Annotated in this window: 18 protein-coding genes; 9 read left to right on the top strand and 9 right to left on the bottom strand. The window is 62.8% G+C overall.

Translation table 11 applies throughout. The annotated features are described in order from the left end of the window. Nucleotides 1-2: 2 nt before the first annotated feature. Nucleotides 3-1145: a PhoH family protein gene (locus CIK75_RS02275; RefSeq protein WP_096223099.1), complete on the bottom strand. Its 1143-nt coding sequence runs from the start codon at nucleotides 1143-1145 to the stop codon at nucleotides 3-5. 266 nt (nucleotides 1146-1411) lie between these two features. Here CIK75_RS02275 and CIK75_RS02270 point away from each other — a divergent pair, with 266 nt between their 5' ends. Next, nucleotides 1412-2341 (top strand): GerMN domain-containing protein, encoded by a 930-nt coding sequence (locus CIK75_RS02270; RefSeq protein WP_096223098.1) that lies wholly within the window; start codon nucleotides 1412-1414, stop codon nucleotides 2339-2341. A 15-nt stretch (nucleotides 2342-2356) separates the two neighbouring features. On the opposite strand, the gene CIK75_RS02265 is transcribed toward CIK75_RS02270, so the two are convergent. From CIK75_RS02265 to hrcA, 3 genes are read right to left on the bottom strand one after another with little or no spacing between them, the layout of a single operon-like run. Next, the gene (locus tag CIK75_RS02265; RefSeq protein ID WP_087000751.1) at nucleotides 2357-3160 is read right to left on the bottom strand and encodes a 16S rRNA (uracil(1498)-N(3))-methyltransferase; all 804 of its coding nucleotides are present in this window, start codon (nucleotides 3158-3160) and stop codon (nucleotides 2357-2359) included. Next, complete coding sequence (dnaJ, locus tag CIK75_RS02260; protein ID WP_096223097.1) at nucleotides 3160-4284, bottom strand: molecular chaperone DnaJ; 1125 nt, start codon at nucleotides 4282-4284, stop codon at nucleotides 3160-3162. Before dnaJ ends, CIK75_RS02265 begins: the two co-directional genes overlap by 1 nt. Nucleotides 4285-4343: 59 nt before the next feature. Continuing rightward, the gene (gene hrcA / locus CIK75_RS02255) at nucleotides 4344-5357 is read right to left on the bottom strand and encodes a heat-inducible transcriptional repressor HrcA (RefSeq protein ID WP_087000747.1); all 1014 of its coding nucleotides are present in this window, start codon (nucleotides 5355-5357) and stop codon (nucleotides 4344-4346) included. Between the two features lie 180 nt (nucleotides 5358-5537). On the opposite strand from hrcA, the gene CIK75_RS02250 reads away from it, so the two are divergent. Next, nucleotides 5538-6395 carry a DUF3097 family protein gene (locus tag CIK75_RS02250; protein ID WP_241895232.1) on the top strand — a complete coding sequence of 286 codons (858 nt, stop codon included), beginning with the start codon at nucleotides 5538-5540 and terminating at the stop codon, nucleotides 6393-6395. 97 nt (nucleotides 6396-6492) lie between these two features. Continuing rightward, nucleotides 6493-6906, top strand: a complete 414-nt coding sequence (locus tag CIK75_RS02245; protein WP_087000743.1) for a DUF4870 domain-containing protein — start codon at nucleotides 6493-6495, stop codon at nucleotides 6904-6906. 76 nt (nucleotides 6907-6982) lie between these two features. On the opposite strand, the gene hemW is transcribed toward CIK75_RS02245, so the two are convergent. After that, nucleotides 6983-8212, bottom strand: coding sequence for a radical SAM family heme chaperone HemW (hemW, locus tag CIK75_RS02240; RefSeq protein WP_087000741.1), 1230 nt, complete (start codon nucleotides 8210-8212; stop codon nucleotides 6983-6985). A 5-nt stretch (nucleotides 8213-8217) separates the two neighbouring features. Continuing rightward, complete coding sequence (gene lepA, locus CIK75_RS02235) at nucleotides 8218-10071, bottom strand: translation elongation factor 4 (protein WP_179204342.1); 1854 nt, start codon at nucleotides 10069-10071, stop codon at nucleotides 8218-8220. A gap of 156 nt (nucleotides 10072-10227) precedes the next feature. Here lepA and CIK75_RS02230 point away from each other — a divergent pair, with 156 nt between their 5' ends. Together CIK75_RS02230 and rpsT are read left to right on the top strand one after the other, a co-directional pair. Beyond that, complete coding sequence (locus CIK75_RS02230; protein WP_087000787.1) at nucleotides 10228-10743, top strand: type II toxin-antitoxin system PemK/MazF family toxin; 516 nt, start codon at nucleotides 10228-10230, stop codon at nucleotides 10741-10743. A 292-nt stretch (nucleotides 10744-11035) separates the two neighbouring features. Continuing rightward, nucleotides 11036-11296: a 30S ribosomal protein S20 gene (rpsT, locus tag CIK75_RS02225; RefSeq protein ID WP_087000732.1), complete on the top strand. Its 261-nt coding sequence runs from the start codon at nucleotides 11036-11038 to the stop codon at nucleotides 11294-11296. Nucleotides 11297-11379: 83 nt separating this feature from the next. On the opposite strand, the gene holA is transcribed toward rpsT, so the two are convergent. Further along, nucleotides 11380-12432 (bottom strand): DNA polymerase III subunit delta, encoded by a 1053-nt coding sequence (gene holA / locus CIK75_RS02220; RefSeq protein ID WP_087000730.1) that lies wholly within the window; start codon nucleotides 12430-12432, stop codon nucleotides 11380-11382. Between the two features lie 6 nt (nucleotides 12433-12438). Continuing rightward, nucleotides 12439-14130, bottom strand: a complete 1692-nt coding sequence (locus CIK75_RS02215; protein ID WP_256382345.1) for a ComEC/Rec2 family competence protein — start codon at nucleotides 14128-14130, stop codon at nucleotides 12439-12441. 27 nt (nucleotides 14131-14157) lie between these two features. Between CIK75_RS02215 and CIK75_RS02210 the strand changes: the two genes are divergently transcribed. The 4 genes from CIK75_RS02210 (at nucleotide 14158) to CIK75_RS02195 (ending at nucleotide 20905) form a co-directional block, all read left to right on the top strand. Next, nucleotides 14158-15696: a recombinase family protein gene (locus CIK75_RS02210; RefSeq protein WP_096223095.1), complete on the top strand. Its 1539-nt coding sequence runs from the start codon at nucleotides 14158-14160 to the stop codon at nucleotides 15694-15696. Nucleotides 15697-16047: 351 nt separating this feature from the next. After that, a complete protein-coding gene (locus tag CIK75_RS02205) occupies nucleotides 16048-16362 on the top strand; it encodes a hypothetical protein (protein WP_096223094.1) in 315 nt (104 codons plus the stop codon). A 266-nt stretch (nucleotides 16363-16628) separates the two neighbouring features. Continuing rightward, the gene (locus tag CIK75_RS02200) at nucleotides 16629-19103 is read left to right on the top strand and encodes a hypothetical protein (RefSeq protein WP_143413243.1); all 2475 of its coding nucleotides are present in this window, start codon (nucleotides 16629-16631) and stop codon (nucleotides 19101-19103) included. Then, nucleotides 19100-20905, top strand: coding sequence for a DNA polymerase (locus CIK75_RS02195; protein ID WP_096223092.1), 1806 nt, complete (start codon nucleotides 19100-19102; stop codon nucleotides 20903-20905). The genes CIK75_RS02200 and CIK75_RS02195 overlap by 4 nt, the downstream gene beginning before the upstream one ends. A gap of 964 nt (nucleotides 20906-21869) precedes the next feature. Here CIK75_RS02195 and CIK75_RS02190 read toward each other — a convergent pair. Then, nucleotides 21870-22772: a hypothetical protein gene (locus tag CIK75_RS02190; RefSeq protein ID WP_143413242.1), complete on the bottom strand. Its 903-nt coding sequence runs from the start codon at nucleotides 22770-22772 to the stop codon at nucleotides 21870-21872. Nucleotides 22773-22798 lie beyond the last annotated feature (26 nt).

Here is a 22798-nt window from a genome sequence, read left to right as displayed (position 1 = left end):
TTCTAGGACTCCGGCTCGGTGGCGTGGTCGGCGGTGGGTTGTTCGGTGGTGGAGGTCTCCGCCGGCAGGTTGCGGGCCGCGATGCGTTCGCGGGCTGCCGCCTGATGCTGCGCTGCGGTGCGCCGACGTTCCGACTCGGCATCTTCAACAGGTCCGTCGGACCATTTCTCATAGGCGCTCACGATATCGCCCACCAACCGGTGACGCACCACGTCGGTGGCGTCGAGATGACAGAAGGCAATGTCCTCCACCGAGTCAAGGATCTGTGAGACGACCTTCAGCCCCGATTTGGAACCACCGGGCAAGTCGATCTGGGTGACGTCACCGGTGACGACGATGCGGGAGCCGAAGCCCAGGCGGGTGAGGAACATCTTCATTTGTTCCGGCGTCGTATTCTGTGCTTCGTCCAGGATGATGAAGGCATCGTTGAGGGTTCGTCCGCGCATATAGGCCAGGGGGGCTACTTCGATGGTGCCGGCGGCGATCAACCGGGGAATTGATTCGGGATCGATCATGTCGTGGAGTGCATCGTAGAGCGGGCGCAGATACGGGTCGATCTTCTCGTTCAGTGATCCCGGGAGGAAACCGAGCTTCTCCCCCGCCTCGACGGCCGGGCGGGTGAGGATGATCCGGCTGACTTCCTTGGCCTGCAGGGCCTGGACGGCCTTGGCCATGGCCAGGAACGTCTTGCCGGTACCTGCAGGGCCGATGCCGAAGATGACCGTGTTGGCGTCGATGGCATCAACATAGGCCTTCTGATTGACCGTTTTGGGCCGAATCCGTTTACCGCGGCCCGAAAGAATGTTCAGTCCAAAGGTTTCGGATCCTGAACTGCGCAGCGCACCATCGGATTCGACCAGGCGCACCAGTTGTTCGACCAGTTGGGCCGAGACCCGGGTGCCCCGCGCGGCCAAGGAGCGGGCCTCTCTCACCACGTGCTCGGCACGGCCCGCCGCAGCAGCCTCCCCGGTAATGCTCAGTTCATTACCGCGCACATGCAATTGAACGGAGGGATAGACCCCCTGCAGGATGCGCAGCACCTCGTCGTTTGCGCCGAGCGCACCGACCATCTGATCGCTGCTGGAAAACGTGATCACCGTGGCCCGGTTCGCCTCCGGTGCGGTGGTGTTGTCCTCGTCGGTCATCCTAGTGGGTTGCCCTCCCGTTTTCGTGCTGGTTGACAGCCGCTCCGGCCGCGGGTTCGCGGTCGTTCGGCACGCCTCCATCCTACGTGACCGGCCCGCAGGAGGCTTCCGTTATTCATGCAAGTGTATATATCGGTCTTGCAACGGTCCTCCCCCGGACCCCGATCCGGGGTCCCGGGGAGGACATCGTGTGCCAAGATTAATGGTCGGCCGCGGCACACGTGTGTCTGCCCGTCGTTAAATTTCCGCCGAACCAGAGGACCCCAGTGATCGCCGCCCCCGCCAGCCGCCGTATGCGTGGCCGCATGGTGATGTTGGTTGCGGTGCTCTCGTTGGGAACGGTCGCCGCCTGTGTCGGAACACCCGAGGGCGCCCCGACCAGCATGCCGGCGGCAACGGATGTCTCCTCTTCGGTGGCCGGGCGCAGTAGTTCGGCCGCGTTGGAAAGCCTCAGCGGCCCGCACCTGTCCCCGATCTACTGGCTCGGCGAACGCGATTCGACCGTCTACCTGTACCGGGAATATCTTGCCGCCGAGGACCAGGGCGATCCGGTCACCACCGCGATCAAATACCTCACCGAGCACCAACCCGATGACCCCGACTATTTCAACCTGTGGAGCAAGCCCACCCGCATCGGCACCTCGATCGACGCCAATAACGTCATCACCGTGGACCTCTCGGCCGATGCTTTTAGCCGCAAGCTCGATGAAGGTCTGGCCCAGCGGGCCATCCAACAATTGGTGTACACCGCGACCGCCGCGGCCTCTGCTGCTGGTTTGATCGGGCAGGATCCACCCGCCAGCGTCAACATCCTGGTGGACGGCCATTCCGGGTTCAACGCCTTTGGGCATGTAGAACTCACCGGACCGATTCGGCGCAATACACGGTTCCGTGCCCCGATTTGGATCATTGACCCGCAAGAGGGGGCCAAGGTCCCTGCCGGCAAGCTCAAGGTCCAGGGAACCTCGGTCGCCTTCCCCGGTGGAACGCAGTGGGAGCTGATGCGTGCCGAGGGCAAAGAGGAAGTCCGGGTGGACTCGGGCACCATGAAGCTGGGTGAGGGCGACTTGGCAGATAACACGTTCGCCCTGACCACCGACGTTGAAAAGGGCGACTACACGCTGGCCGTCTGGGGCAGCAAGGACGACTCCACGGCACGGCAATCCGAGGACTCCACGACGTTCACCGTCAAATAATCCGGCGTTTGGTCTCTACCGGTCCAAAACCCCGGCAATATGACGGGTGATCACCAACGCCGCAGGTCCCGCGGTCGAAGCTCGGAGGACGTGGCGTCCCAAAACCGCTGTCTGGGCCCCCGCTTCGGTGAGCCGGGAGATCTCGGCGTCGGCGATTCCGCCTTCGGGGCCGACCAGCAGCAGAATCCGTGGGCGTCCCGCTGCAGGATCGCCGGCGGCAACCTCGTCCATGAAATTCCGGACGACGGCGGACAGCGGTTCCGTGGCGCTCTCGTGGAGGATGATCGCCACTTCGGGCCCATCCTGGGTCTTTGGTTGAGCCAACCGGGCAGCCAACTGCTGCGTGGTCATCACCGATGCGACCTCGGGCAGTCGGGTACGCCGGGATTGCTTGACCGCAGCCCTGACCGTCGCCGCCCATTTGGCCCGGCCCTTATCGGCCTTTGCTGCCGCCCATCTGACCACCGAGCGATCAGACTGCCACGGCTGAATCGCATCAATACCGAGCTCGACGGCCGCTTCGACGGCCTGGAGATCCCGATCCCCCTTGGCCAAGGCCTGGACCAGGACCAGCTCGACAGGAGGTTCATCCTCCCGCTCGATCCGGTCGATGATGGCGGTTAAACTTGCTTTCGCCGTCTCCCGTACCGTGCAGACGGCGCGGGTCCCCGTCCCGGAGAGCACATCGATCTGCTCACCGGGACGAACCCTTTTTACCGTCACCGCATGATGGCCCTCGGGGCCATCGATGACGACGGCGTCGCCCGGGGCCGCGGAGGCCGGCAGCCCATCGTCGAGCAGGAACGCCTGGTTGCTCATCAGGCGCGGTGGCCCAATTTATCGCGCAATCGAGAGAAGACTCCGCCGCGTTCGGCCAGGCGGCCTTCGGCGAATTCTTCGTCGCGGAGCGTGGCCAAACGCTCGAGTAGCTCGCGCTGTTCGTCGTCGACCTTCGTGGGGGTCTCCACCTGCAGGTGAACGATCAGGTCGCCGCGGCTGCCACCGCGCAGTCGCGGGACGCCCAACTGGGAGAGCTTGACCGTATCGGCAGACTGGGTGCCCGGTTCGATCTGGATGTCCTGCTCGCCGTCGAAGGTTTCCAATTTCATATCGGTGCCGAGGGCGGCCGCCGTCATCGGGATGCGCAAGGTGGCATGCAGGTCGTTGCCTTCACGTTCGAAGACCGCATGGCGTTTGACGTTGATTTCCACGTATAGGTCGCCGGAGGGGCCGCCGCCGGGGCCCGCCTCCCCCTGGCTGTCCAAGTGGATGCGCGTGCCGGTGGCGACACCCGCGGGGATCTTCAACTGCTTGGACACGCGCTCACGCACCCGGCCCTGGCCCATGCACTCGTTGCAGGGGCTGGGCAAGGTGGTGCCGAAGCCGCGGCAGGCACTGCAGGTTTCGACGGTCATCATATTGCCCAGGAATGAACGGACCGGACGTTGCACCTGGCCCTGCCCGTGGCAGATGGTGCACGTTTCGGGTGAGGTTCCGGGCTGGCAGCAGGTGCCCTGGCAGACGCCACAGGTCACCGCCGTCTCGATGTCCAGGGTGTAGACGGTGCCTTGGACGGCATCCTTGAGTTCGATGCTCGCGGTGACCAGTGCATCGCGGCCGCGTTGGGTCCGCGAGGCCGGGCCCTGGGCCGCACCCCCGCCGAAGAACTGTTCGAAGATGTCCCCGAAGCCGCCGAAGCCGCCACCGCCACCTCCGCCGCCGCCGGCAGTGCCGTTCTCATTGCCCGTCGCATCATAGATCTCCCGCTTCTGCGGGTCCGAAAGAACCTCGTAGGCGTGGGTGACCGACTTGAACTTATCCGAAACGTCCTCGCCCGGGTTCACATCCGGGTGAAGCTTGCGGGCGAGCTTCCGATAGGACTTCTTGATTTCCTCGGCGGAGGCGTCGCGCGCGACGCCGAGGGTTTCGTAGTGGCTGCTCACAGTGTGTGCTGTGTCCTTTCCGACAATCTGTACATGCTGTATCCCCGAGTCCTGATCCGTCAGCCGGCCAGGATACGGGAAAGATAACGGGCGACCGCGCGAACGGCCGCCATGCTGGTGGGGTAGTCCATCCGGGTGGGACCCAGGACACCGATTTTGGCAGTGGATCCCGGACCATAGCCTGTGGCTACGACCGAGGTCTCCGCCAAGCCGCCATAGAGGTTCTCCCGTCCGATCTGCACGGCAATGCCCCGGGCGTCCTGCTCCAATTCGGAGAACAACCGCAAGAGGACAACTTGTTCCTCGAGGGCTTCGAGCACCGGGGTGATCGTCAACGGAAAATCCCCGGTGGAACGGGCGAGGTTGGCGGTTCCTGCCATGATCATTCGCTCGATCACCGAGTTATCCCCCAACGAAGCCAAGGCCTGGGCCAGGATCCTCCCGGAATCGCGCAGGGAAGGAGCCAGTTTCTCACAGGCGGCCAGGGCCAGATCGCCGATGCTTTGCATCCGCTGACCCGAGGTAGCCGCCAAGAACGTGGCCTTCAGGTCCGCGAGTGAGTCATCGCTGGTCTCCGGGGGGACCAGGACCACCCGTTGGTCGACCTTGCCCGTATTGGTGATCAGGATCGTGAGGACCTGACCGGAACCCAAACCCACCAATTCTATGTGGCGGACCGTCGCATCGCTAAACTGCGGTACTTGAAGCACTGCCACCTGGTTGGTGAGTTGGGCCAGGAGCCTGACCGTACGTTCCAGGACTTCGTCCAGATCGTTGGTGCCTTCAAGCATGCGGTGGATGGCCCGGCTTTCGGCGGGCGAGAGGGGGCGGACGGCGTCGATCTGGTCCACGAAATACCGGTAGCCCCGCTCGGTCGGGATCCTTCCCGAGGACGTATGCGGGGCGATAATGAGGCCCTCTTCTTCCAGCGCCGACATATCGTTGCGAATGGTCGCCGCCGATACCCCCAAACGGTGCCGTTCTACCAGGGCCTTGGAGCCGACCGGTTCCCGGGAATGGACATAGTCCTCGACGATCGCCCGCAGGACCTCGAGGCGCCGTGGAACTGACATTCGATCCTCCTGTGGGTCTCGTGGTGGATGGACTGATGACGGCCTCGTGGCTTAGCACTCGACACGCCTAAGTGCTAAGTCTAATACGAAGGAGCACTTGTTAGCATGGTGGCCGCGCGCATCGGCGCTGGTGGCCCGATCCACGAGGCTGCCCGACCCAGGGAAAGGCCGTGTCAGCAATTGGATATCCACCAGTGGGGAGCCCAGGATCTATCGGCGCCGAAAGCCCGACAGCTACGCCGAGTCCCCGCCGCACGGGGCCTACTGCTCGAAGATGTGCAGTCAGGCTGGGTAGGTGAGATCGTCCGGATCGAACGTTCCGGCGGCCTGCGACTGGTGGTCCTGGAGGATCGTCGCGGCAAGACCAGATCCTTCCCCACCGGCTTCGGTTTCCTGGTGGAAGGCGAGCCCGTGGAGATCATCGAACCCCAAGCCACAGCGTCTGGAACCGGAGCCAGCGGAAGTAGGAGCGCCTCGGGTTCGGTAAAGGTGTCGAATCTCAAAGCCCGCACCGCCTTGGCCAGTCGGATCTGGGTCGAAGGCAAGCACGACGCCGAACTGGTCGAAAAAGTGTGGGGTCATGACCTGAGGGTGGAAGGCATCGTCGTGGAACCCCTGCACGGTGTCGACGACCTGGCGGGAGCGATCGCCGAATTCTCCCCAGGCCCCCACCGCAAACTCGGGATCCTGGTTGACCATCTGATCTCCGGAACCAAGGAGGAGAAGATCGCCGCCGAGGCCATGCGTGTTCCGGGAGCCACATCCAACGTCCTGATCGTCGGACACCCTTACGTCGACGTTTGGCAGGCCATCAGGCCCCAAGTACTCGGCATCACTGCCTGGCCGGTCGTCCCCCGCGGTACGGACTGGAAGACGGGAATTCTCAAGGGCCTGGGGTGGGCCCATGCCAGCCAGGCAGATGTCGCCCTGGGCTGGCGTCGGCTTCTGGGCCAGGTGAACAGCTATGCTGACCTGGAACCGAGCCTGCTCGGACGGGTCGAAGAGGTGATTGACTTCCTCACGACAGGACGTCACTGACGCCTCGGCGCGCCGCAAGCCCCGCGAAGGGGTGCTTGGTGCACCACGTGGCGATAAACTAGGCAAAACTGTGCAGGACGGGAGGAAAGACGTAGTGATGAACGGATCAGGCAAGAAGCCCAGCGAAGGCTCAGCCGACGCGCGGCGCTTCGAGGGTTCGTCGTCGGCTCCCCTGCCGCTGACTCCTTCGGAGGACCGCCAGTGGGCGACGATCGCCCACTTTGGTGGCATTCTCGGGTGCATTCCCTCGGGGATCATCTACCTCGTCTACCGTGACCGCGGGGCGTTCACCGCGCAGGAGTCCAAGGAAGCGCTGAACTTCACGCTTCCCCTCACCGTCCTGGCCCTCATCTCCAATATCCTGATGCTCATCCCGGTGATCGGTGGGGTCTTCGCCATCATCGCCGTAGCGTTGTGGACCTATATCACCGTCAGCGGCGTGGTCGCCGGCATCGAGGTCAACCGCGGTCGGCCGTACCGTTACCCCTTCAACCTCAGACTCATCGACTAGCAGTCCGCGTCAGGAAATATTCGTGCAGGCCCGGGAACCTTGTTCCCGGGCCTGCACCCGTCCGGGAGCATCTCTCCTAGAAGTCCAGCAGCCGACGCACGATGGAATCGGCGAGCAGGCGACCATTCAAGGTCGGGATGACCTGTCCCCGCACGGCTGCCGATCCGTCAATGAGCCCGTCGGCGATGAGTCCGGCCACTGCCTGGCGTCCCGAGGACGGCAGCTCCGAAACGGGTAGACCGTCGACGATGCGGGTCAACAGCATCGTGCGTTCGAGCAGGCGAGCCTGCTCATCAGGGGTTTCGCGTCCAGCGGCAGGGGATGTGCCGGCGTCGATACGCTGTTGGTAGGCCGCAGGATGCTTCACGTTCCACCAGCGTAGACCGCCCACATGCGAATGCGCTCCGGGTCCGGCACCCCACCAGTCGGCGCCCTTCCAATAGGCCATGTTGTGACGGCACCGGGTCGCCTCGGTGCGGCTCCAGTTGCTGACCTCATACCAGGAGAACCCTGCGGCGGTGAGCAGTTCTTCGGCCAGGAGATACTTATCTGCGTGGTCGTCGTCATCGATATCCGCGACTTCGCCGCGGCGAATCTGGGCGGCCAGCCGGGTTCCGGCCTCGATGATGAGGGCGTAGGCAGAAATATGGTCGGGTTCGTAGGACAGCGCCGTCAGCAGGGAGGCCCGCCAATCGTCCAGAGACTCCCCCGGTACCCCGTAGATCAAGTCCACGCTGACAGCGAGTCCGGCTTCGCGCGCCCAAGCCACGGCCTGCCCGACCCCCTCGGGGCGGTGCGTGCGGTCCAAGGTCTTCAGCACGTGAGGAACGGCTGACTGCATACCGAAGGACACCCGGGTGAAACCGGCGTCGGCCAGCGTGCTGAGCGATTCGAAGGTGACGGAGTCCGGGTTCGCTTCCGTGGTGATTTCGGCGCCGTCCACCAGACCCCAGGTCTCGCGGATCGTTTCCAGGACCGAGGCCAAGTCTTCTGCAGGCAACAGGGTCGGGGTTCCGCCGCCGAAGAAAACGGTGGAGACTTTCCGGTCGGGCAACCCGCTGGCACGCAGCACGCCTCCGCCGAACTCGAGTTCGGCGGAGGCTGCCGCTGCATAGGTGTCCTGACTGGAACCGGAGCCGAGTTCATGAGCCGTATAGGTGTTGAAGTCGCAGTATCCGCAACGGACGGCACAGAACGGGATATGCACATAGATGCAGAAGTCGCGTTCGGTGGCGCCGTCGATGGTGCTGGCAGGCAGCAGGCCATCGGCCGGCGCCGGATCCCCGAGGGGCAAAGCTGAAGGCATGAAGACTACTTCTTGGCCTTATCCGCGGAACCTTCGGAGGACAGTGCCGCAATGAAGGCTTCCTGCGGGACCTCGACACGGCCGACCATCTTCATGCGCTTTTTGCCTTCCTTCTGCTTTTCGAGCAGTTTGCGCTTACGCGAGATATCGCCGCCGTAGCATTTGGCCAGTACGTCCTTGCGGATGGCCCGGACGGATTCACGGGCGATGATCCGCGAGCCGATGGCTGCCTGGATGGGGACCTCGAACTGCTGGCGCGGAATGAGTTCGCGCAGCTTGCGGGTCATCATGACCCCATAGGGGTAGGCCTTGTCCTTATGGGTGATCGCGCTGAACGCGTCCACCGCCTCACCCTGGAGCAGGATGTCGACCTTGACCAGATCGGCGACCTGTTCGCCCTCTGCCTTCCAGTCGAAGGAGGCATAGCCGCGCGTCTTGGATTTGAGGAAATCGAAGAAATCGAACACGATTTCCGCCAGCGGGAGCAAGTACCGCAGTTCCACCCGGTCCTCGGAGAGATAATCCATGCCGAGCATCTGGCCGCGTCGTGATTGGCATAGTTCCATGACCGAGCCGACGAATTCATTCGGGGTCAGGATCGTGCCGGCCACCATCGGTTCGCGGACTTCTTGGATCTTGCCGGCAGGGAACTCGCTGGGGTTGGTCACGGTGACCACCGACTTATCCTCGGTCACCACGTCGTAGATGACGTTGGGGGCCGTGGAAATGAGATCCAGGTTGAACTCGCTTTCCAGGCGTTCACGCGTGATTTCCAGGTGCAGCAGACCCAGGAAACCCACGCGGAAGCCGAAGCCCAGGGCTACCGAGGTTTCCGGTTCGAAGGTCAGTGCCGCGTCGTTGAGCAGGAGCTTGTCCAGGGCATCGCGCAAGACCGGGTAATCCGATCCGTCGATCGGGTACAGCCCGGAGAAGACCATCGGTTTGGGATCCTCGTAACCGCCGAGGGACTCCGGAGCGGGATTGACGAAGGAGGTGATGGTGTCGCCGACCTTTGACAGCCGGACGTCCTTCACACCGGTGATCAGGTAGCCGACCTCGCCGACGCCCAGGCCTTTGCAAGGTGTCGGTTCGGGCGAAGATACCCCGATCTCGAGCACCTCATGGGCGGTGCGCGTGGACATCATCTGGACCTTTTCGCGCGGGCTCAACTTCCCGTCGACGACTCGGACGTACGTGACGACACCGCGGTAGGTGTCGTAGACGGAGTCGAAGATCATGGCTCGGGCCGGGGCATCGGCATTGCCGACCGGAGGCGGTAGGTCGCGCACGATTTTGTCCAACAGCGCGTCGACGCCTTCGCCGGTCTTTCCCGAGACCTTCAACACGTCCTCAGGGTTGCCCCCAATGAGTCCGGCAATTTCGGCGGCATACTTCTCGGGTTGCGCGGCTGGAAGATCGATCTTATTGAGCACAGGGATGATCGTCAGATCGTTTTCCATGGCCAGGTAGAGGTTGGCCAGAGTCTGGGCTTCGATCCCCTGGGCGGCATCGACCAGTAGGATCGCTCCCTCGCTGGCTGCCAGCGACCGGGACACCTCATAGGTGAAGTCGACGTGGCCCGGGGTGTCGATCATGTTCAGTGCATAGGAGACGCCATCGACTTCCCACGGCATGCGAACGGCCTGGGATTTGATGGTGATGCCGCGCTCACGCTCGATATCCATCCGGTCCAGGTATTGTGCCTTCATCTCACGCTGGGAGACGATCCCCGTGGATTGCAGCATCCGGTCGGCCAAGGTGGACTTCCCGTGGTCGATATGGGCGATGATGCAGAAGTTCCTGAGGATCGCCGGATCGGTTGCGGCAGGCACCGGTGCGGTGCGGGCCATGGGTGACACGTAGGTGACCTCACTCTGGGGTTCTTGATGGGACTGATGGTGGGCGCGGTTGCACCACAGATCCTCATTGTTCCACGATTCGGCCTCAAGCCGGTCCCCGAAGCGGGCGTGGCGGACCGCTGTTACCGTAGGCGCATGCAGATCAGTGCGCGCAGTATGAGGAAAATTGTTCGACTTGGTTCCCAAGCGATCCGGCTCTTTCGGTCCAGTCAAGGCAGCACAACGCAACGCTCACAGAGCCCCGGAACTGCGCCGCAGCAATCGTCGGGGCAGTGGGCCGAACGACCCTACCCCGGGGACTACACCGGCAGGTTCACACCCAGATATGCCCCGCAACCCGATGGCCTCCCGGACCCCGGGGAAATCGTGTGGACGTGGGTCCCCTATGAGGAGGACCCAACCCAGGGCAAGGACCGCCCCGTCCTTCTGGTGGGCCGCGACGGGGAACTACTCCTGGCCCTGATGCTGACCTCCCGGGACCATGACAACCCCCATCACCGTGACGCGGACTACGTTGATATCGGAACCGGAGCCTGGGACCGGCAGGGCAGGCCCAGCGAAGTAAAAATTGATCGGGTGATCCGCGTTGACCCCCAGGCCATTCGTCGCGAAGGTGCCGTGCTGGGTCGGCAGGCCTTCGAACGGGTCAGCCGGGCCCTGAGGGAAGCCTGAGCCGTCCCGCGTGAAACGGGTACCTTTCTCCGTCGGTTACCGCCACAGTTGTCGAGGCGAAGGGTGCCGCTCAGGTGGAAAAGCAAGTTGATCTCAACAGAATCCCCGACCCGCCTCAGCCGGTGTCGAATCGCGACGACCGGGCATAGCTGCTAGGATTGCTTGCTGTGTGTCCGCGCAGGTCGACGGGCACTTCTCCCGGGTCGCCATAGGTATCCCCACGCCGCTCAGTCGATGGCTCGGGAGGGACCCTCACCGACCATTTTCCGCGAAAGCAAGAGAGTTTAAACTAGTGGCAAACATCAAATCTCAGAAGAAGCGCATCCTCACCAACGAGAAGGCCCGCGCCAACAACGCGGCAGTTCGTTCGGATGTGAAGACCGCCATCCGCGCTGTCAAGCAGGCCGTGACCAAGGCTGATAAGGATGCTGCGACCGCAGCTCTGAGCGTTGCCGGTCGCAAGCTCGACAAGGCTGTCTCCAAGGGTGTCCTGCACAAGAACAACGCAGCGAACCACAAGTCGGCCATCTCCAAGAAGGTCAACGCGCTCTAAAGCTCGTTCAAGGTTTCATCGTGAGAAGCCGCTTCCGGTCAACCGGAAGCGGCTTCTTCGTTTAACTGCCCGAGGGCGACTCATCAGCGCTGCGCGGCCAAGGCGATACCGGTCACGGCACGCTCAACCGCATAATGCGGATCCCGCGAAGCCCCCTTGACTTGGGCGTCGGCCTCGGCAACCAGCCTCAGGCAACGCACCAGGTCATCCGCTGAGAAATACCTCGCCTGCTCCTGCGCCTGCTGGATCTGCCATGGCGCCATGCCGAACTCCTGAGCCATGGCACCAGCGGAACGGCGTTGCCCGGAGACCTTGGCCACTTGACGGAGCTTCATGGCCAATGCGGCGACGATCGGCACCGGATCCGTGCCGGTGGCCAGGGCATGGCGTAGCGTCCCCAAGGCGGCTGGCCCGCGACCGGAGAGGGCGGCATCGGCGACCTTGAAGCCGGTGGCTTCCACCCGTCCACCGAAATACCGGTCCACGGTCTCCTGATCAACCTCACCGGTGGTGTCCTGAATTAATTGGGAGCAAGCCGCCGCCAATTCCCCCAGATCGGTACCAACCGCTGCCACGAGGGCCCGCGTTGCCTCGGGCAGAATGCGGCGGCCGGCCGCCTTGAATTCCTGGGACACGAAGTCGACCTTCTCGGAATCCCTTTTCAGGGGTTGGCAGTCGATGACCCCGGCACCGGCGGCCTTGAGCGCATCAAGTACCTTCTTGCCCCGATTCCCACCCGAATGGTGCAAGACCATCACCACGTCGTCCGCGGGTGATGCTGCGTAGGCGAGCGCGTCTTCAAGGAAGTCTTCGTTCATGGTGGCCAAGGAGGTGGCCTCGATGATCTTCGCTTCACCGAAAAGGGAGGGGCTGGCCGCCAGAAGCAGCTCACCACGCTGATACGTGGAGGCATCGAAAGCGGTGATCTCGGCGTTCCCGTCGCGTTTGCGCACCTGCTGGCGGATCGCTTCAAAAACACGGCCCGCGATGTAGTTCTCTGGCCCCTGGAGAAGAACCAGGGGGGCGGGGGCCACCTGACGCCAGCCCGTGCGATCCTGTGTTCGCGTTCCCGTAACCCGGGATCCTCCCGCGGACTTATTGGCCACCCTGATCCACCTTCCGTTGGAGTCTGACATTGCATCCTATCGTCCCGAGGCCGGTGCCGACCTTCCGGTGACGATCAACTCGCCTGTGCGGGAAGCCCGCAACCGGATGGTGCCGTTAAGATCCGTGCGGAAGCAATGCATACCTGCTTGGTGCAATGCCTTGAGGATCATCGGTGTGGGGTGTCCGTAGCTGTTCTCGGCCCCGACACCGATCAGCGCCACCCGGGCACCGGAATGATCGATGATGGCGGTCCCGCCGTTTTTCGCCCCATGGTGGCTGACCTTCAACACGTCTACCCGAAGATCGGGCTGGGTGCGGATGACCGCATCCATCGCCTCCTCCTCCAGGTCGCCGGTGGCCAGAAGGGTGAAGGTCGGCAGCCCGTGCCCGGCGATCGTGAAGACGACGACGAGTGAGGCATCATTTTCTTCCTCACCCCGGGGGTCTCCGATGGGGCCGATCACTTCCCAACTGACTGGACCGGCCGTCCCGCTGTCTCCGACGGGCGGTTTCGTGGCTTCCAGCCCAGGTGGCAACCCCGGGAGTTCCGTGCTGTTGGTTCCCGTGGAGAAAAACGCACGCTCCACCGTCCTGCCACGGACGGCGCCCGCCACCCCGCCAGCATGGTCGGCATGCAAATGGGTGATGAAGAGGGCATCAATGGTGTGGACACCGAGCTCGCTGAGGCAGTCATCAACGATGGCGGGCTCCGTACCGGTGTCGATCAGTACTGCGTGATCGGGGGCGGAGCGCAGGACAAAGGAATCCCCTTGTCCAACATCGCAGGCCGCGACCTGCCAGCCGTCCTGCGGGGGTGGCCACCAGCTGGTGGCCGGGACCGTGATCCCGGCCAGCAATCCCAGGCACCCTAGCGCTGCGGCGACGGCAACGGTTCGCCGGCCGGGGGCGGCGAAGTGCTCGTTGCCCGGTACCAACCAGGCAGTGAGAGCTTGCTGGCGCGGCCGACTGGCCTCGGTGTCTTTCTGGGCTCCCCCGACCGGCGGCGTTGCGGCGAGCCAGACCGAGATCAGGGCCAGAGAGGCCAGCAGGACTGCGGCTCCCCGTCCACCCAAACCTTCTGGCCACGGCAGCAACGCTGCGGGCAGGCCGTTGATCAGGTTGCCCAGCTTCCCGATCCAGTCGGTGGGGATGCCCGCGATCCAGATGAGTGGCTGGGCCCAGGGGCCCGGTACGGCACACAGCACCAAGGCCGACATCCCCACCACGGTGACCAGCGGGACAATGGGCGCAGCCACAACATTCGCCGGCACCGCATACAGACTGAACGCAGGGTTCATGCCCAGCAAAACAGGGAGGCAGAAGAGCTGGGCGCTGGTGCTGATGGCCACGCCATCTGCCAACCAGCCAGGCATGATGCGGCGCCCCAGCGCACCCAACCGTTGGCCCATGAGGACGATTCCGGCGGTCGCCAGGGCCGAGAGCTGAAAGGCGGGCTCTCGGGCGTACCACGGATCCCACGCCAAAACGCCGCAGACGCAGAGGCAAAGCGCAGTCAACGCCTGGCGGCCTCTGCCGAGGTAGACGGCGACGGCGCCGACGGCACCCATCACGGCGGCACGGATGACGCTGGGTTCGGGATGGACCAGGATGACGAAGCCGACCAGAGTCAGCAGCGATGCCCCCAAGGCCAGCCACCGGTTGACCCCGCAGAACCGGCATAACCACAACACGCTCCCCAGGATCATCGCCACGTTGGCCCCAGATATACTTTAGAAGAGAGGTGGGTACAAACTATGCAGAATCAGGACCAGCGCCCAAGCAAGCAGACAGTGGCTCGGGAGTACCTGCGGGTCTCCCGGGACAGGCACGGCACAGGCAAGTCACCAGACCAGCAGCACAACGAGAACATGAGTGCGGTTGCCAAGCGCGGCTGGAAGCTTCACCCGCAGCCATACCGTGACGACGACAGGAGCGCGTCGAAGTACGCGACGAGGGCGCGAGAGGACTTCCGTCGCTTGGCGGACGACCTTGAAGACGGACGGTTTGATGCCGATGTTCTAGTGCTCTGGGAGTCCTCACGCGGGTCACGTCGTACTGGTGAGTGGGTGAACCTGATCGAGTTGTGCGAGGAGCGAGGCGTCCGCGTTCTTGTCACGACTCATGGTCGTGAGTACGATCCCGCCAACGCGCGAGACCGTCGCTCAATGCTCGAGGATGCAGTGGACTCGGAATACGAGTCGGCCAAATCATCAGAGCGTATCCGTCGAGATGTACGTGCAGCTGCAGAGCAGGGCCGTGTGCACGGGAAGAACTTGTACGGCTACCGCCGCGTTTATGACGAGAAGTCTCGATTGCTTAAGCACATCGAGGAGGAACCGGACCAGGCCAAGATCGTTAAGGAAGCGGCGAGACGAGTACTCGCAGGCGAGTCGTTGTACGCAATCGCAAAATCGTTCAACAAGCTCCATGTCCCTCCACGACGCCCGTCTTTCAAGGAGCATCGTGCCCATCTCGGTTGGACTCCACCTGCTGTGAAGTCGATGCTCTTGACAGCTGCGTACGCCGGAAAACGTCAGCACCGTGGAGAGATCGTTGCCGACGGCGCGTGGCCAGCACTGATCGACCCCGAGAAGTGGGAACAAAAGCTGGTTCCCTTGCTGAACAACCCTGCACGTAAGAAGACGAACGACTGGCCCGCAAAGCATCTGCTGTCAGGAATTGCCGTGTGTGGAATCTGCGGCTCAGGGACGAGGGCTGGCAAGCAGAACCTCGGCAAGAAAAAGTACGGCGAAGATGGTGGGCAGCTTCCACGTGAGCACTACCACACGTACCTCTGTCATGGCGTTCCCGGCAAAAGCGGGTTCCACGTCGCCATGAAGGAAGAGCATCTTGATGTCGTTGTCACCGAGCTCATGCTCGCGCGATTGGAACGTCCCGACTTTCTCGCGCTGCTCGGTCAGCAGGATCATGGTGTGGACGATGAACGACAGGCACTTATTGACCGGATCGAAAAAGATCGCAAATATCTCGAAGAGGTCGGCGTCAAGGCAGCGCAGCGGAACCGTCCTGAGATTCTGTTCGATCAGGAGGACCTCGTACGTCCGCGGATCGAGGAGGCGCAAAAACGCCTCGAGCGCCTCACAGCAACCGATCCGTTGGTGCTTGACCTCGCAGCCAGCGGCGACGTGCGCAGCGCGTGGAACACGCTGGAACTGGTGAGTAAACGTCGAGTGATCCGGGCGCTGATGAGCCCGCGGATCAGCCCGGTCGGCAAAGGCTCTAAAGGTCAGACGGGGATCAACTACGATCGCGTTGATCCAGGCTGGCATTAGCGCGGGACGCTCTGAGTGGCGGAGTGTGGAAAGTCCCGGTGGCAATCCGGCTAAGGATTGCGTATGCTAGGTTCGACCGCTTGACTAGGCAGGCGACAGTACGTGTGGGGTCTCGCAAGCCCCTTAAGAGAACGTCCGAGGACAGCCCACCTCACCACCGAGTACCAAGGGACCTAGATCAACCCGGTACGAGGCAGGACCAGCCACAACGGGCGGAGTAAGCGTCAGCAGTTGGGAGAGACTGCGGCAGGACTCCATCTGGCAGCACAGGCGAGAAATAGATCGCCACCTGTGAGTGTGTCAGCCAGGGACATGAGCACGCTTTACGTGCCGTCTCTGGAGTGAGAACACATGGCCACTATTACGGCTGACACATTAACCCTTTCGCAGGCCGCGGAGATCCGCGATGCCGATGGCAATCGCCGGTATGGATCGATCGACACCCTGCGCCGACGCGTCAAGAGTGGCGCACTCCCCCGCGAGATGAGCGACGGCAGGTACGTCGTATCGCGCTCTGACCTTGACTCGATGCGCGATGCGTCTGCTGCTGAGCGTGCGTTCAGCGAATTGCAGGCAGCAGCGAAGCGCGCGGCTGCGATTGCGCCGCCGATCGCCCATGAGCGTCGCGAGCTCATCCTCGCGATCCTGCGGGGTGCATCGCAATGATGGCAAATGAAAACCGCCCCGGTGCGGTTGGCAGCGAGACGGCAATCGATGAAGCTCTGGCGGGCTCTATCCCCAATGATACTTCGATGGCGGAGTCAACGCATGGCCCGGACTCTCGGTACGGGGTTCTGAGGCCCAATGGCGAGTTGGGTGCTGAGAATCATGCACGTGAAGATTCTTCTTTACCGGGACAAAGGGATGCATCCGGAAGGAACGTTTTCTCTACGAGTGGCGCGGCTGGGTACAAACCCAACTCACCATCCCCCTTGGCCGCATACTCGAATCTGGTGCCCGACCACGCGCAGGAGCTGGCAGGCAGTGCTATTCCAGCGGAGATCGCCGAGAAGCATGGTGTGCACAGCGCGCAGACGGTGGATGAGTTGCCCGCTTGGGCCCGATGGATCTCCAAGTTCGGTGATGCTGTGTTCCCGGTACTCGTCTTCCCGATGCAGGAGCAGGACGGCAGCGAGACCGGGCAGGTGAAGCCGCAGGCTGGCACGGTCATCGACGCCGAAGGCGAGCCCATGAAGTACATCAGTCCGTCCGACGGGGGTGGCGGACCGGACAGTCCACAGCTTCCCGTCGTCCGTGGGGTGGAGAAGCCCATCGGTGTTCTTGTCGTGGAAGGCGTCAAGCAGGCCTTGGCGGCCGATGCGTGGGCTCCTGCGGGCTGGGCCATTTTCCGGATCTGCGGGATCACGGGCTGGTCGCGGGGCGGTAGTCCCTCCCTCCATCTCAAGGTGGTGCGGGACCAGGAAGTGCTCATCGTTCCGGATGCCGATGCTGCAACGAAGCGGCAGGTCTACGATGGCGCCCTAGCCTTGGGGGCGGCTTGCGGTTCACGTCGGGCTTCGTCCGTGAAGTACGTGTGGGTTGTCGGGTTCGGCAGCTCAGGAGTGGATGACCAGCTTGGCGGCATGCCCTGCAGCATCGACCGCCTCGAGATGTTCGAAGACTGGATCGCCACTGCCAAGAGCAAACCTTCCGATAGCCCGCCGAGGGCGGAGACTCAGGAAGACCGCAAGCGCAAAGCGGCAGAGCGGTCGGCGCGTGCACTGGCGAGGACCCGTCGTGACGACGAGCGGCCGGTTATCCACATCGGCGAAGATCGCAAGATGGTCGTCGACAAGGTGGACTCGGTGCTGCGTGAGCGTTATGAGGGCAAGGAGCTGTTCCGTCGCGGTGAGGCTCTCGTTCGACTCGTGGTCGATCGGGACGGGCCGGTGGTCGTGCCGGTGACCTCCGGCATGTTCAACGACCTGCTTTCCTCGGCCGCGATCACCGTGGACGGTGATCAAAGCAAAGAACAGTCGGGCTGTTCACACCCTCACGTCTGGCCGGACAGCAACACGATGCAGGCTGCCGCCAGCCGATACCGTGGCTACCAGCGCCTTGATGGCGTCTCAGCAGTGCCGGTCGTCCGTCCAGATGGTTCCATCGTGACCGAGACGGGTTATGACCCCGAGACCGGTTTGTACGTGGCCCTGGCAGATGACATCGCTGGTATCAGCGTCCCCGACAGCCCGACCGATGCTGACATCGCAGAGGCCCGTGACTTGCTGACGAAAGACCTTCTCGTCGATTTCTTGTTGCAGGATCAGTCGGATATGGCGCATGCGGTCGCCGCGCTTCTTTCGCCCTTGGTCCGCCCACTCGTTCCGACCAACCCCCTACTGGTCATCAACGGGCTCCAGCCCGGCGTCGGCAAAGGGAAGCTCGCCTCGACGATGTCGACCGTGGTGGCCGGGCGTGCTCCCAATCTTGCGATGCTTCCAGATAACGAGGATGAGATGCGGAAGGCCCTTACGGCGTACCTGTATGCCGGTTCTACTTCGGTCTTCTTCGACGAGACGCATCGCCTGGACTCCGCTGTGTTGAATGGCTGTGTCACTGCCGAGTCGTGGTCGGATCGCAAGCTCGGGGTGACCGAACGGATCGAGATGCCCAACCGGGCCTGTTTCTTCTTCGCCGGCAACCACGTGGAGATCTCAGGTGACACCGCGCGACGGGTCGTGCAGATCCGGTTGCACACAGATGTTCCCAATCCGCAGAACCGGGACGGCTTCAAGCACGACCTGCCGCAGTGGGCCGGGGAGCATCGCCCTGCTCTGTTGAGGGCTTGCCTCATCCTTGTCCGCGCCTGGTTCGATCGTGGGCAGCCGGAGGCACCCCGTGCTTTCCGGTTCGGCTCGTTCGAGAGGTGGCAGGACGTGCTTGGCGGCATTCTCGCTGTGGCAGACATCCCCGGTTTCCTTGAAGGGATGGACGAACAGCGTGACGTTGCTGACTTCGAAGGACAGTGCTGGACGGCGCATCTGAGTTGGCTCGCCGACACCTGTCCCGTCGGGAGGCCTTTCACCGCGAAGGGTGTGTCCGAGAAGCTTCTGACGGATGCCGACGCGGAGACCCCTCCCGGTTTGGAGCGGCTTCTGAAAGAAACCGACCCCCGTGCCCTTGGCAAGGCCTGGGCCACCCAGGTGGGCCGCTGGCGGGACGGCCATCGCCTGATCAACAACGGTGTCGGGCAAGCTCGTCGAACGAACTGGTTGATCGAGGAGTACAGTCCGACGTCTTCTTCTCCGGCGACTCCGACGGTGGCCAACACTGTTCCGGTGCCCACGGGCCGCAGAACCGTTCCAGATGAGCCCGGTCGCGCAATGGTCGAGATCGACGATCTCGACGATGCTTCGGGTTCGGCAGGGTTCACGCCGGTCATCGAAGACCTCGGGGGTGCATCATGAAGACGGTCTGCTTCGACATCGAAACGGCTTCGGCTGATGAGCTCTACACCTATGGGTCCGGCTTCTGCCGGCTGGCCGGTTACGCACTTGGCGACGGTCCTGTCGTGCTGACGACCGACATGGATGAGCTGTGCGCCGTTCTGCGCTCCGCCGATCGGGTGGTTGCACATAATGCCATCGGGTTCGACTTGGCGGCCCTGGAGCATTGGCATGGTCTCGATGTCGGCCTGTTGGTGGGGCAGGGCCGGGTGCGCGACACGCTTTTGATGGCGCGGCATATCGACCCGCCGCTGTCAGGATCCATCGATGCCCGGCGGTACGGCCTCGATGCGATTGCCAAGCGGCTCGACCTCGTGGGCAAGCTGACTACTGGTGGGGAATCCACTCTCAAGGGACTGGCCGACGAGTTCGGCGGATACGATGCCATTCCGACCGACGATGAACGGTACCGTGCATACCTCGTTCAGGACGTGGAGGTGCTCCGCGAGGTGTCCACGTACCTGGGGTTCGATGAATATCTCCGCCGGGAACACCAGGTGATGTGGCGTCTGAACCACATCACCCGCTACGGGTTCAAAGTGGACGTTGGCGAGGTCCAGCGTCGTCTGACTGCACAGGCGCAGCGTGTGGCTGTCCTTCGGGAGAGCCTGGGGCGTCTCTACGGGTTGCCGACCACCGGCAAGGCACCGCAGCGGTCCAAGGAAGGGATTGCAGCTCTCGAGCGGGCTTTTGTGGACTGTGGAGTCGAGCCTCCCCGGACGGATGGGGGGTCCTTGGCTACGAATAAGGATGCACTTGCTGCGCTGTTGGACGAGCACCCCGACAACGTTGCCCTGATCGAGCTGGTCGGGGTCCTTCGCGCCATCAGTCGGGAGCGCTCGGTCGTCCAGACGATCGGCGATCATACGGCCCTCGACGGGCGTGTACACCCTTCCGTGGCTGCCCGGCAGACATCCGGACGGATCTCAGTGACCAAGCCGGGACTGACCGTACTGGGCAAGCGCGATCGGGCAAATGTCTTGGAGAGGTCACTGCTGTTACCCGACGCGGGCGACGTGCTGATCGCTTTCGACCTCTCGCAGGTCGATGCACGTGCCATCGCGGCGCATTGCCAGGACCCTGCCTATATCTCTGCCTTTGAGCCGGGAAAGGACTACCACACCGAGATGGCCGTCGAGCTGTTCGGCGATCCCGGACGCCGTGACGATGCCAAGCCAGTGACGCATGCGACGACCTATGGCATGGGCGCGAAGGGTCTCGCTGCCTCTGCGGGGATCGGACACTTCGAGGCACAATCGCTGCTCAACACGCTCGACGCAAGGTTCCCGGAACTCGCCCGGTTCAAGAAGGAGGTACGGACCCGGGCTGAACGCAAGGGCCTGGTCTGGAACGCCTTTGGCCGGCCCGTTCGCATCCGTCGGGGCAGTGAGTATACGCAGGCACCTGCGGCCATCGGGCAGGGTACGGCCCGGGATCTCATGATGGAGGGCGTTTTGCGGTTGCCGATGTGGCTCCTGCCATGCCTGCGCGCGATCGTGCACGACGAGATCGTGCTGAGCGTACCCAGTGACCTTGCTGACGAAGCCGAGGAGGCCGTGTTGCGGGCGTTGCAGTTCAACTTCCGGATCAGCTCTGGTGCGACTCCTGTGCCGATCCTGGCGGAGAAGTCCGACCGTGGTCGGGACTGGTCCGATTGCTATCGCAGCGAGAAGGACAGGTGGCCTGAGGTAGACCGATCCCACCGTGAGTTGAGCATGTGTGACGACGCGGACTGTACATGGCACGGGGGGCTCGCGCCGTAGCCGCTGCCGGCAGATGACAGCCCCGGATTCAACGGATTCCGGGGCTGCTCTTTGCCCGTCAGTCCATAAAGGATGGTGGGAGCTATTGCGGGGCCGGGCCAACTGGTGCCCGAGGTTGGATTAGGTGGGAAAGTGAGTTGGGTGAGTTGGGTGAGTTCCCAGCAGCCCCACTCGTACATAAAAATTCCTACCGGAGGCACACGAACTGTCCCGGCAAAGAAAAATCTTCACGCGTAGGATTCTCTGCATTCAACTCACCCAACTCACCCAACTCACCCGAAATAGCGCCATCATTGCGATCTAGCGTTGCGGATCGCAGCATGGCCTCGCTACCTCCGCAGGCGGGGCTTCGCAAGGGGGACTCACTCTCCGGCCCTGCGGGCCGGCGCAGGGGGGGGCACATCTGGCAGGTGAGCACGTGCGAGCTGCCTGGTGGTTGCCACAGGCAGACTGTGCTCATCACACCTACGCTCTGTGCCTCTTGGGTCCATGGAAAACCCGGCCGAAGGCCGGCTGTGTCCCGCCGCGGCCCGCAGGGCAGCGCCTCTTGATCCCCGGGCCCTCAGGCCCGGTACGCGAGGTTGCGATCGGTGTTGCGATTTAGCGAGTCGGATCGCTGCACGGATCGCAACGTGTTCTCGCTGCCTCTGCAGGTGGGGCTTCGCCAGGGGGTGGCTTACTCGTCGACCCCGCGGGCCGGCGCAGGGGGTACAGCTGGAAGGTAAGCATAAGAGCTGCCTAGTTGTCTCAGGCAGCCTGTGCCCCGCCGCGGTCGGCTTTCACCACTGTTCAACAGCGCTTACTTCGGTGGTCGAACGCTAGTGACTTGTCCGAGCTCTATTGCTCCGCACCCCCTTGGTTGTCGATGACTGGTGGCGCTTAGAGGATTGCATCCCCACACTTTCACCGCCGAGCAATATACGAATACTGTGCATGCAGCCGAGCAGGTGCCCGTAAACATCACTTAAATCACGCTGCCGCGCAGCTCCTTGGCTTTACTCAAGAGTGATTCAACGACCTGGATACCCGCCGCGACGTCCTCGCGACTAAACCTATCTCCATGCGCGATCGAGTTTCGGAGTCGCCGGACGTTATTTATTACGGCAGACTGCTCCTCTGCGAACCACCGGAGCTCGTTCGCCAGCTTCGGGCCACCGCGGTAGCCATCGCCCTTGCCGTTGGGCCTGTAGGGACCAATATTCAATAGCTTTGACAGCTCCTCATACTCTCGGATGAGATGCATCGCCAAGTCATCTTCCGAGTAATTAGAGGTGGCCTGAACCGATTCGCTATCACTCTCGCCGTCGGACTCCGGCGAGACGGCGTCTTTGTATTTCCTAAGGCGCTCTGATTCTTGCTGCGACCACTCCCCACCGGAAAAATGGAAGGTATTGTTTGAGCTAGCGCTGGCAACACTGCTCGACGAAACAACCGAATCAATTCGAATCTGTTGCAACTGAAGCAAGTTCTCAACTTGCGATACCTTTCGATCTGCTGCAGCAGCATCGTCGGCAGCTTTAGAGATTTTGCGTCTCAGCGTCACTCCGAGCACTGTGATCTCTGCTAGATCCGGCCAGAGAAGCATGAGCACGGTAAAGAGCGCGAGTAGGGCTCCGGCACTCGTGACAGTGGGGGGCGTGCAGATCCTCGTTGAGACCCCGCCGCTCTGAGTGACTGTGCAGTCCTTGTAGAACCAGAGAGCACCTACGGCAAGCACCAACAATAAGACGGCTGCAATCAAGTGCCTGGCTGTGCGCCATTTGGCACTGCCGCCATCTACGTGTTCCTCGTCTGTACCTGCGTGTGCGCTCGGCACATTGGGGGCTGTCTGTTCGGCGGTAGCTTCTTGGTTCGAATCATGGCTCACTCCCTAATCATGCAACATCAGGCTCA

It is taken from the genome of Glutamicibacter sp. BW78 (genome assembly GCF_002332245.1).
Taxonomy (GTDB): domain Bacteria; phylum Actinomycetota; class Actinomycetes; order Actinomycetales; family Micrococcaceae; genus Arthrobacter_H; species Arthrobacter_H rhombi_A.
This window is presented reverse-complemented; position numbering and strand designations above follow the sequence as displayed.

Excerpts from the sequence above, each read along its gene's own strand:
- CIK75_RS02275 (WP_096223099.1), bottom strand. The coding sequence starts at position 1,145 with ATGACCGACGAGGACAACACCACCGCACCGGAGGCGAACCGGGCCACG.
- CIK75_RS02265 (WP_087000751.1), bottom strand. The coding sequence starts at position 3,160 with ATGAGCAACCAGGCGTTCCTGCTCGACGATGGGCTGCCGGCCTCCGCG.
- hrcA (WP_087000747.1), bottom strand. The coding sequence starts at position 5,357 with ATGTCAGTTCCACGGCGCCTCGAGGTCCTGCGGGCGATCGTCGAGGAC.
- CIK75_RS02245 (WP_087000743.1), top strand. The coding sequence starts at position 6,493 with ATGAACGGATCAGGCAAGAAGCCCAGCGAAGGCTCAGCCGACGCGCGG.
- hemW (WP_087000741.1), bottom strand. The coding sequence starts at position 8,212 with ATGCCTTCAGCTTTGCCCCTCGGGGATCCGGCGCCGGCCGATGGCCTG.
- CIK75_RS02230 (WP_087000787.1), top strand. The coding sequence starts at position 10,228 with ATGAGGAAAATTGTTCGACTTGGTTCCCAAGCGATCCGGCTCTTTCGG.
- holA (WP_087000730.1), bottom strand. The coding sequence starts at position 12,432 with ATGTCAGACTCCAACGGAAGGTGGATCAGGGTGGCCAATAAGTCCGCG.
- CIK75_RS02210 (WP_096223095.1), top strand. The coding sequence starts at position 14,158 with ATGCAGAATCAGGACCAGCGCCCAAGCAAGCAGACAGTGGCTCGGGAG.
- CIK75_RS02205 (WP_096223094.1), top strand. The coding sequence starts at position 16,048 with ATGGCCACTATTACGGCTGACACATTAACCCTTTCGCAGGCCGCGGAG.
- CIK75_RS02195 (WP_096223092.1), top strand. The coding sequence starts at position 19,100 with ATGAAGACGGTCTGCTTCGACATCGAAACGGCTTCGGCTGATGAGCTC.